At 66.8% G+C, this 1068-nt stretch carries 1 protein-coding gene; it reads right to left on the minus strand.

Features of this window, described 5'->3' with window-relative positions:
* Window positions 1-667 precede the first annotated feature (667 nt).
* The coding region (locus AB0J12_RS39650; RefSeq protein WP_363269666.1) for a transposase at window positions 668-1068 on the minus strand (401 nt) is incomplete at its 5' end.

Here is a 1068-nt window from a genome sequence, read left to right on the forward strand (position 1 = left end):
ACTTCCTCCACACCTACAACCACCACCGCTGCCACACCGCACTCGGCGGCCACCCACCGATCACCCGCGTTAACAACGCTTCAGGTCAATACACCAGCCGGTGCCGGTGCCCATCCGGGCGCTGCTACCGGGACCAGGAGGTCGTCCCCCACATCCCGACGCCAGGCGCGACGTCCGGAGATACGAGGTTGGCCTACCCGGCGTACCGCAACGGCCCTGGGAACTCGGCGGAGCCTGCCGACGGTCGCCTGTGCCGTCAAGGGCTTCCTCTGGGGGAGCCAGCTGGTAGTCCGCTGGGCAGGATGCTGTCGCGGTAGCTGCCGGTGCTGGCCAGATAGACTACGACCGGTTCGGCGACGACCTGCCCCAGGGCGGCGCAGGTCGTCCTGGACATCATCGCCGACCAAGCCCGCCAGGCAGCCGTCCTTCGCCGCCGTCTGATCTGCCTGATCCAGAGCAACGATCCGCAGATCCAGTTCAAGCCAGTCCCGCCATGCCGGTGCTGTGGAACAACGACGAAGCGCTCGACGCTCGTCGCAGCTGAGCAGGCGATCCTTGTCAGGCCTCCGGTTAGTAGGACTCCGTTAGGTCTGCCTTGATCTTGGTGTTGTGTGTGTTCTGCTGGGCAGGGGTCGGTGGCAGGTGGTGCAGGTGCCGGTCCAGCACCTCAGGACGTCTTGGAGGGCGTCGAGGGTCTGGTAGAGAGTGAGCCCGGTCCGGGGACTTTTGGGGCCAGCCGTTGTTCGGTGAGGAAGGCATGGGCGGCGGTCACGAGGGTGATGTGGTGGTGCCAGCCCGGCCAGGAACGCCCTTCGAAGTGGTGCAGGCCCAGGCCGTGCTTGAGTTCTCGGTAGTCGTGTTCGATGCGCCAGCGGACTTTGGCCAGGCGGACCAGGTCGGCGATCGGGATGTCTGCCGGCAGGCTGGACAGCCAGTAATCGGTGGGGGCCTCGGCCTCTTCTGGCCACTCGAACAGCAGCCAGCAGTCGGGCAGGACGCCGTCCCACCAGCCCTGCTCGGACGATGCAGCGGCCTTGATCGGACGCTCGACGGCCTTGCCTGCGGGGC

It is taken from the genome of Streptomyces sp. NPDC049915 (assembly GCF_040656475.1).
Classification (GTDB): domain Bacteria; phylum Actinomycetota; class Actinomycetes; order Streptomycetales; family Streptomycetaceae; genus Streptomyces.